The organism is Flavobacteriales bacterium (assembly GCA_013001705.1).
Lineage (GTDB): Bacteria > Bacteroidota > Bacteroidia > Flavobacteriales_D > JABDKJ01 > JABDLZ01.
Genome location: JABDLZ010000256.1, coordinates 1 through 8632, shown reverse-complemented (window position 1 = coordinate 8632; position 8632 = coordinate 1). Strand labels below are relative to the sequence as shown.

Here is an 8632-nt window from a genome sequence, read left to right as displayed (position 1 = left end):
ATTCGATTGTAGCCATCTCTCCACTTCAGACACAGCCATATTCTTTCTTGCGGCATGTACTTCCACCTGATCGGCCGACAGTTTTCCAACTTGGAAATACTAGGAAGCCTCATGAGCGAAATACATTCCACTCACACTTGATGCTGGATACATGGCATTGCTCTCGGTCAAGCTGATACCGGTGTGTTTCTCTACATCCAGCAGCTCGAAGAGGACAGGTTTTTCAGTATGGTCAGGGCAGGCAGGATATCCATGGGCAGGTCTGATTCCCTGATATTTCTCCCGTATGAGTTCATCATTGGACAATTGCTCATCTTGAGAATATCCCCAAATCTCCGTACGGACTTTCCAGTGCATGAATTCAGCAAAGGCTTCTGCCAGTCGATCGGCCAGGGCTTTGGTCATGATGCTCCGATAATCATCATGGTCTTGGGCTGCGTCTTCCAATAGGGTTTCTATGCCTCCTCCGGTTGTCACAGCGAAGAATCCCGTGTAGTCTTCTTTTACTCCTTTCGGTGCAATGAAGTCTGCTAGACTCAGATTGGGTTGACCGGAGGTTTTCTTCAATTGCTGACGTAAGTGATGGAAACGCGTGAGCACTTCCCTTCTGGAATCATCCGTATAGATCTCTACAGTATCATCATCTACGGTATTTGCTGGGTAGAGTCCGATAACCCCGTTGGCGGTCAATTGCTTCTTCTCGATGATCTCATCCAGAAGTGTATTGGCATCATCGAAAAGTTTCTGGGCTTCAATACCGACCACTTGATCTTTAAAGATATCGGGATAGCGCCCTTTGAGCATCCATGTGCTGAAGAAGGGAGTCCAGTCGATGTATTTGCGGATAGTGCTGAGGTCGAAATCCCGGAAGACTTTCACGCCCAGTTCTTTCGGCCTATTAGTTCCAGAATTCGTCCAATCGATCTGCAATTTGTTCTTCCTAGCTTCTTCATAGCTCAAGAATTCCTTGCTCTGTGAACGGGAAGCATGGTTCTCTCGCAAGACCGCATACTCTTTCTTGTAGTCAAGGCTAGTGTTCTTCCCATTCTCAGAGAGTAGGGAGGAAGCTACTGTGACGGATTTTGATGCATCCAGGACATGTGCAATGGGCCCCGAATAGCAGGGGTCGATCTTGACCGCAGTATGTATCCGTGAAGTGGTCGCCCCACCGATAAGCAGTGGAGTGTGGAATTCCTGCCGTTCCATCTCTTTGGCCACACCTACCATTTCATCCAGCGAAGGAGTGATCAGTCCGCTCAACCCGATGATGTCCACATTCTCCTCCTTGGCCTTCTTAAGGATCTTGTCCGTGGGTACCATTACACCCATATCGATGATCTCGAAATTGTTGCAGGCCATCACCACACCTACGATATTCTTACCGATGTCATGCACATCTCCCTTGACGGTGGCCAACAGTACTTTGCCCGCACTCTGACTGGCAGTGCCATCCTTTTCGGCTTCGATGTAGGGCAGGAGAACGGCTACTGCCTTCTTCATGACCCTGGCACTCTTCACTACCTGAGGAAGGAACATCTTTCCCGATCCGAATAGATCTCCGACCACATTCATCCCGTCCATCAGTGGTCCTTCGATGACTTCTAGGGCCTTGGGGAAGTTCTGGCGGCATTCTTCTACATCTGATTCAATGTGATCGACTATACCCTTGACCAAGGCATGTTCTAGTCGTTTATTGACGTCCAGGCTTCTCCACTCATCGGTCTTCTTCTCCTTGACTCCTCCTTGTTCCACATTCTTTGCGAATTCCATCAGTGCTTCGGTAGCCTCATCATTCCTATCCAGAAGCACATCTTCCACTTTGGTCAGTAGATCGCTCGGGATGTCGTCATAGACCTCGAGCATGGCCGGATTGACGATTCCCATATCCATTCCTTGCTGGATGCCATGGTATAGGAATGCGGAGTGCATAGCTTCTCTCACCACATTATTGCCTCGGAAACTGAAACTCACGTTACTCACTCCGCCACTTACGTGGGCATGGGGGAGATTCTCTCTGATCCATTTCGTAGCTCCAAAAAAGTCGGTCGCGTTCTTTCGATGCTCCTCCATCCCGGTGGCCACTGGGAAGATATTCGGGTCGAAGATGATGTCTTCAGGGGGGAATCCGACTTCATCGACCAGGATATCATAGCTGCGCTTACAGATATCGATCCTTCGCTGCAGAGTGTCTGCCTGACCGGTCTCATCAAATGCCATCACGATCACAGCTGCTCCATAACTCAGGACCTTACGTGCCTGTTCTTTGAACTTCTCTTCACCGTCCTTGAGGGAGATGGAATTGACCACACCTTTGCCTTGAACACACTGAAGTCCTGCTTCTATGATCTCCCACTTCGAGCTATCGATCATGATGGGAATCCGAGAAATGTCTGGCTCAGCTGCGATGAGATTTAGAAACTTCACCATGGCCTCTTTTCCTTCGATCATCCCGTCATCCATATTGATGTCGATGATCTGGGCGCCACCCTCTACCTGATGTCGCGCAATGGCCAATGCCTCATCGAATTTCTCTTCCTGTATCAGTCGGAGGAATTTCTTGGAGCCGGCTACATTGGTCCGCTCACCGATATTGATGAAGTTGCTCGTGGGCAATACGGTCAGTGGTTCCAGTCCACTCAATCGCATGTGCCTCTCTCGTTCTGGGATCTGACGAGGAGGATATTTTGCGGCTACTTCTGCAATGGCCTGTATATGAGATGGAGTCGTTCCGCAGCATCCACCGATGATGTTGACGAAGCCGTTCTCCATGAAATCCTCGATCACCGTACCCATATAATCAGGAGACTGGTCATACTCCCCGAATTCGTTGGGCAGTCCAGCATTGGGGTGAGCAGAAACATGGAAGGGCGCTTTCTCGGCCAAGGTCTTCAGATAGGGTCTGAGTTCTTCAGCACCTAGCGCACAGTTGAGACCGATACTGAGCATGGGGAAGTGGGCCAATGAGTTCAGAAAGGCTTCGGTGGTCTGTCCAGATAAGGTGCGTCCACTGGCATCCGTGATGGTCCCGCTCACCATGACCGGGATCTCAAGCTCTTTTTCATTGAAGTACCTACGTATAGCCGAGAGAGCGGCCTTGGCGTTGAGTGTGTCGAATATGGTCTCTACCAAGAGTATGTCGGACCCACCTTCTACGAGACCATGTATCTGCTCATAATAGGCTTCCTCTAATTCTTTGAAGGTGATCGCACGGAATCCAGGGTCATTGACGTCTGGTGAGAGGGAGAGGGTACGATTTGTAGGGCCGATAGAACCTGCTACGAATCGCGGCCGGTCGGTGAATTCCTCTGCGACCTCACGAGCAATTCTAGCGCTCTCATAGTTGAGGTCATAGACATCCTTCTCCATCTGATAATCTGCCATGGAGATGCGATTGGCAGAGAAGGTGTTGGTCTCTACGATATCGGCTCCTGCTTGGAAATACTGCCTGTGTATGCCCTTTATGATCTCAGGCTGAGTGATGCTCAGCGCATCATTGTTTCCCTTCAAGGAACACCTATGATCCTGGAATCGTTCTGCCCTGAAATCCTCTTCTTCCAAGGTGTGTCGTTGGATCATGGTGCCCATGGCTCCATCGAGAACCAATATGCGTTCTTTCAAAGCCTGATGTAGCAATTCTGTTCTGCTCATATTCAATAACCAATCTATTTCGGCTATCAAGATTCCAGATGTGTAAGGGTACCATGCGGTTTCCGCTCATCATCTTCCCCCGATCTCTCGAGGCGGGAATTAGCACCTTCTCTGGCGAGTGGTTGCTAAGACTTCATAGGGCCCGTCCCTCCGTCTTTCTTGATAACAGGCACGAAGATGCAGATTTTCGATATAAGTTCTGCATCAAGGCGAGATGGATTTATGAAGATCGATACGTCCACATTTTCCATTCCTTCCCATCAGCCATACCGTTTGCTCCACGGTGGCGCAGGTGAAATATCCTTCAGAAGTAATGGATTGCCATGATCTACCGTCATCGTAGGAGATGTCCACCCCCGTCCTTCCACAGGTGATGTATGCATCCTGAGCTTCATTGTAGACCACACAGGATCGGTAACCAGCAGGAGGGAGGCTGTCTGAGAGTATCCATGTACGTCCGGCATCGGAGGTGTATGCGCAATTGCCTGCCACAGATGTACTGTCCAGATAGCAACCACCTACGGCCACTCCCCGTAGTGCATTCTTGAATGCCATGGAGAATATTCCGCATCCTTCACCACTCCTCAAAGGCGTGTCGAATGCCTCTGTGCGCATATCGGACTCCATTTCGCGCATCGATCGGACCACTCGAGCTGTTGGACCCCCTCCTGTAGCCGTGTATTCGCGGTCTTCCATCACGATGATCCCAGTTCCGCTAGCGGCAAAACCGGCTTCTCCATCAAGGGGTCGTGGAAATCCTGTCATTGATGCCTTGGTCCAGGTCTTTCCGTAGTTCAATGAGAACACTCCATAGAATCTCTCTCCTATAGGGTCACCATAGCATATGCCCAGAGAATCGTGGAAGTCCATGCCGTCTAAGAATACTCCTTCGGTCAAGTCTTCAAATACCTGCTTCCAAGTGGCCCCACCGTCATCGGTCCGAAATATCCTCCCTTCATTTCCGGCAGCCATGATCACGGCCTGCTGCGCATCGAATCCGTGCACATCTCGGAAATCCAAGTGAGTCTGCTCCATGGGTGATACTACTTGCCATGTCTGGCCATCGGTCATGCGAAGGACCGTCCCCTGCGATCCGCTCGCCCAACCAGTCGCTGCGTCTACCAGATGCAGACCTCGAATATGCGCTTCTGCATTCGCTGCCAGAGAGACATGACGTGGAGATTTCATACTCTTCTCAGCTATCTCGATGTCATCCTCCTGCATAGTGGAATCAGAGGCATCCGACCCACATGAAACAAGAGTGAGGAGAAAGGTTGCAGAGGCTATGTATACGGCTATCTTTTCTATGAAAGAGCACTTCGTAGATGGAATTAAAATGGGGCTGTTCACAAGTGAGGTTGTTTTTTGCAATGGTGCTGGATTTTGGAAATGAATATGCCTACTTTCGCGCTCGAATTTCAAGGAAACAAAACAGCATTTTCAACATGGCTGAAAACTTAGGAAAAATCGCTCAGGTCATCGGTCCCGTGGTGGACGTGAGATTCGAGTCAGAAGGAGATCTTCCGAACATAATGGATGCATTGGAGGTCACGGCCCCCAATGGTACTCTGGTCGTTCTGGAAATACAGCAACACATCGGTGAGGATACCGTACGTACCATCGCAATGGATGCCACCGATGGGCTTCAGCGAGGGATGACGGTCACTGCTACCGGTTCTCCTATCAAAATGCCGACTGGTGAAGAAGTAAAAGGACGTCTGTTCAATGTGATAGGCACGGCAGTGGACGGTATCGGTCCGGTCGACAATTCAGACGGTGCTCCTATCCATAGGGATCCACCTCGTTTTGAGGATCTATCCACTTCTTCTGAGATCCTCTACACAGGAATCAAGGTGATCGATTTGATCGAACCCTATTCCAAAGGAGGAAAGATCGGACTCTTCGGTGGTGCCGGAGTAGGGAAGACCGTCCTGATCATGGAGCTTGTGAACAATATTGCGAAGGCGTATGAAGGTCTTTCGGTATTCGCAGGAGTGGGTGAACGTACCAGAGAAGGGAACGACCTACTGCGTGAGTTCATCGAATCCGGAGTGATAAACTACGGGAAGGAATTCCTCGAGGATATGGAGAAAGGCGGATGGGATCTGAGCAAGATCGACAAAGAAGCCTTGAAAGAATCCAAAGCCTCATTGGTCTTCGGACAGATGAATGAGCCTCCAGGTGCGAGAGCACGAGTTGCTCTATCTGGACTGACATTGGCCGAGTACTTTAGAGATGGAGATGGTAAAGGTGCCGGTAACGATATCCTGTTCTTTATCGATAATATATTCCGTTTCACTCAGGCCGGTTCTGAAGTATCCGCACTTCTAGGACGTATGCCTTCAGCGGTAGGATATCAGCCTACACTCGCTACTGAGATGGGTGCCATGCAGGAAAGGATCACATCGACCAAGAGAGGATCGATCACATCTGTACAGGCGGTATACGTACCTGCAGATGACTTGACCGACCCTGCACCTGCGACCACATTCGCTCACTTGGATGCAACAACGGTACTTTCTAGAAAGATCGCTGAGCAAGGTATCTATCCTGCGGTGGATCCGTTGGATTCCACTTCACGGATCTTGACTCCAGAAATCGTTGGTGACGAGCACTACAACACCGCTCAACGAGTGAAAGAGGCACTCCAGCGATATAAGGAACTTCAAGATATCATCGCAATCCTAGGAATGGATGAGCTTTCTGAAGAAGATAAGATGACGGTATATCGTGCACGTAAGGTGGCTCGATTCCTGTCTCAGCCTTTCCACGTGGCAGAGCAGTTCACTGGTCTGGCCGGAGTACTTGTGCCTATCGAGGAGACCATCAAAGGATTCAACATGATCCTGGATGGTGAAGTGGATGAGTATCCAGAAGCAGCCTTCAACCTGAAAGGGAACATCGATGAGGTCATCGAGGCTGGTAAGAAGATGCTAGCAGAAGCCTAATCCAGATGATAGTCAGTATCATATCACCAGACGCGGAGATCTTCAAAGGTGAAGCTCAGTATGTCGGAGTTCCAGGAATCGATGGGAGTCTGGGAATTCTGAACAATCACGCTCCACTGATCACCACGCTTGCAGAAGGAGAGGTGCTGGTGCGTATCTCTGAGGGGAATGAAGAGCGTATTGCCGTCAAAGGAGGTGTTTTGGAAGTATTGAACAACCAAGTGATCATCCTGGCGGAATAGACGCAAGCTTTAATGATTCTATACTAAAAAGGCCATCCTATCCGGATGGCCTTTTTTATTCAAGTTCTTTATACTTAGTGACGCTTACCTAGGATCGCGTGGCGCACGTGGGCCTCTTCCGCGTTCTTCATCCCGCGCATTCCGTCTGTCTTTCAGATTGCGTAGGACCTCCTTTTTGAATTCCTTCTCTGCCTTTTGGAGCATGGCGAACTTCTTAGGGCCCACGATATCCATGAATTCATCAAGGTGATCGTATTCCAGTTGAGCAGCCTTGATCCGTTGCTCGACATTCTTCTTGATCGCCTCTCTCAATTCCTTGTCCGAAGCGTTCTCGGGGTCGATATCCCGTTTTCTCGGAGCTTCATCCATGATGGCCTTCTTCTCCTGATCCACCTCGTTCCTCAAGGCCCAGAATGCTGCTGATTCCTCAGGTGTCAAACCTGCACGATCCGTGCAATAGGCGACTTTCTTGCTTTCCAATTGAGCTCTACGCTCTTCTTTGCTCTCTTGCTGTGCACTTGCAGTGGTACCGACCAGTATAAGGGTCAATCCCATTAGAAGGTGTTTCTTGATTCCTGTTCTCATATATCTGTATTTAATAGTTCTTCATACTCGACTCCTTCATCCATGAGGAAGTCTATCTCATCGTTCTCTGACTCTTCCGAAGGGTCCTCTAGGTAGATCTCCATGACTATATCCTCATCGATGGCCAGTAGGTAATCCATATCCTCTACCAGATCCACTTCGACCGATCGGGCAATGGCTTCGGCATCCGTTATTTCCGAATGACCGTTCCACTCCACGAGGAATAGGCCCATCAAGACGGCTACACCCGCAGCTACAGCCCATTTCATCCAAGTTAGGGTCTGGATGGGCTTCGTCTCAGCGGGTAATTTCCTCTTCCGCTCCATGACCCGATCGGCCAAGCTCTCGAAATAGCCCTCAGGAGCAGTATGCTTCTTCTTAGGTATGCTAAAAAGAATAGGAGCCTCCTTCTCTAGGTCCGAATCGTGTATGTTGTCTTTTTGTGACATCTGCTCTTATGACTGTACAAGCTTCAAAAGGTTCGATCGGCTTGTAGACTTTTTTCAATCTTCTTGACTGCGATATGATAGGATGATTTCAAGGCGCCAACGCTCGTTCCTGTGACTTCACTGATCTCCTCATATTTCAATTCTTCGAAATACTTGAGTTGGAAGACCAATTGTTGCTTCTCAGGAAGGAGAGAGACTGCTAGAAGGAGTCGTTTCATGATCTCATCTCCATCTGGGCCATCGTTCTCTGCTCGGTCCACTTCTGATGTGTCGAATGGGATGGTGTCCTGTGTGCGCTTCCTTTTCTCGAGAAATGTGTAAGTCTCGTTGGTCGCTATACGGTAGAGCCAGGAGTAGAGCCGAGATTCTCCTCGGAATCTTCCCATTCCTTTGAAAGCCTTGATAAAGGTGTTCTGTAGGATATCATCCGTATCATCATGTGATCGGACCATCCTGCGTATATGGTGATACAGCCGCTCTTGGTAGGTGCTTATGAGCAGACGAAAAGCCTTGTCTTCATCTCCGTGACGGAAATGCTCGATAATGGAATCGTCAATACTACAGCCTTGCCCCAATGTTTCTCTTACTCATCAGACTATTTGCGGGTCAGGACCTTCTCCACCGCTGAAATGACATCAGCTGTATCGATTCCATACTTGGTCATCAGTTCTGCAGGAGTGCCACTCTCTCCGAATTGGTCATCCACAGCCACCATTTCCATAGGACTCGGCTTTCGCAGAGCAAGTAGTTGGGCGGTACT

7 protein-coding genes, 1 pseudogene and 1 riboswitch are annotated in these 8632 nt (G+C 49.4%); of the genes and pseudogenes, 2 read left to right on the top strand and 6 right to left on the bottom strand.

Translation table 11 applies throughout. The annotated features are described in order from the left end of the window. Both metH and HKN79_10265 read right to left on the bottom strand, forming a co-directional pair. Positions 1-3648 (bottom strand): annotated as a pseudogene (metH, locus tag HKN79_10270) (methionine synthase). 66 nt (positions 3649-3714) lie between these two features. Continuing rightward, positions 3715-3817: riboswitch (SAM riboswitch) on the bottom strand. Between the two features lie 35 nt (positions 3818-3852). After that, complete coding sequence (locus HKN79_10265) at positions 3853-4872, bottom strand: hypothetical protein (protein NNC83951.1); 1020 nt, start codon at positions 4870-4872, stop codon at positions 3853-3855. Positions 4873-5093: 221 nt separating this feature from the next. Here HKN79_10265 and HKN79_10260 point away from each other — a divergent pair, with 221 nt between their 5' ends. Together HKN79_10260 and atpC are read left to right on the top strand one after the other, a co-directional pair. Then, a complete protein-coding gene (locus HKN79_10260; protein NNC83950.1) occupies positions 5094-6596 on the top strand; it encodes a F0F1 ATP synthase subunit beta in 1503 nt (500 codons plus the stop codon). Positions 6597-6601: 5 nt separating this feature from the next. Next, on the top strand, positions 6602-6838 hold the full coding sequence (gene atpC, locus HKN79_10255; GenBank protein ID NNC83949.1) for an ATP synthase F1 subunit epsilon: 237 nt from the start codon (positions 6602-6604) through the stop codon (positions 6836-6838). An 84-nt stretch (positions 6839-6922) separates the two neighbouring features. Here atpC and HKN79_10250 read toward each other — a convergent pair whose 3' ends face one another. The 4 genes from HKN79_10250 to HKN79_10235 all read right to left on the bottom strand — a co-directional run. Beyond that, the gene (locus tag HKN79_10250) at positions 6923-7423 is read right to left on the bottom strand and encodes a hypothetical protein (protein ID NNC83948.1); all 501 of its coding nucleotides are present in this window, start codon (positions 7421-7423) and stop codon (positions 6923-6925) included. Beyond that, complete coding sequence (locus tag HKN79_10245; protein ID NNC83947.1) at positions 7420-7872, bottom strand: hypothetical protein; 453 nt, start codon at positions 7870-7872, stop codon at positions 7420-7422. Before HKN79_10245 ends, HKN79_10250 begins: the two co-directional genes overlap by 4 nt. 23 nt (positions 7873-7895) lie before the next feature. Next, entirely contained in the window at positions 7896-8429 is a 534-nt protein-coding gene (locus tag HKN79_10240; protein NNC83946.1) for a sigma-70 family RNA polymerase sigma factor, read from the bottom strand. 38 nt (positions 8430-8467) lie between these two features. Continuing rightward, the coding region (locus HKN79_10235; protein ID NNC83945.1) for a transketolase family protein at positions 8468-8632 on the bottom strand (165 nt) is incomplete at its 5' end.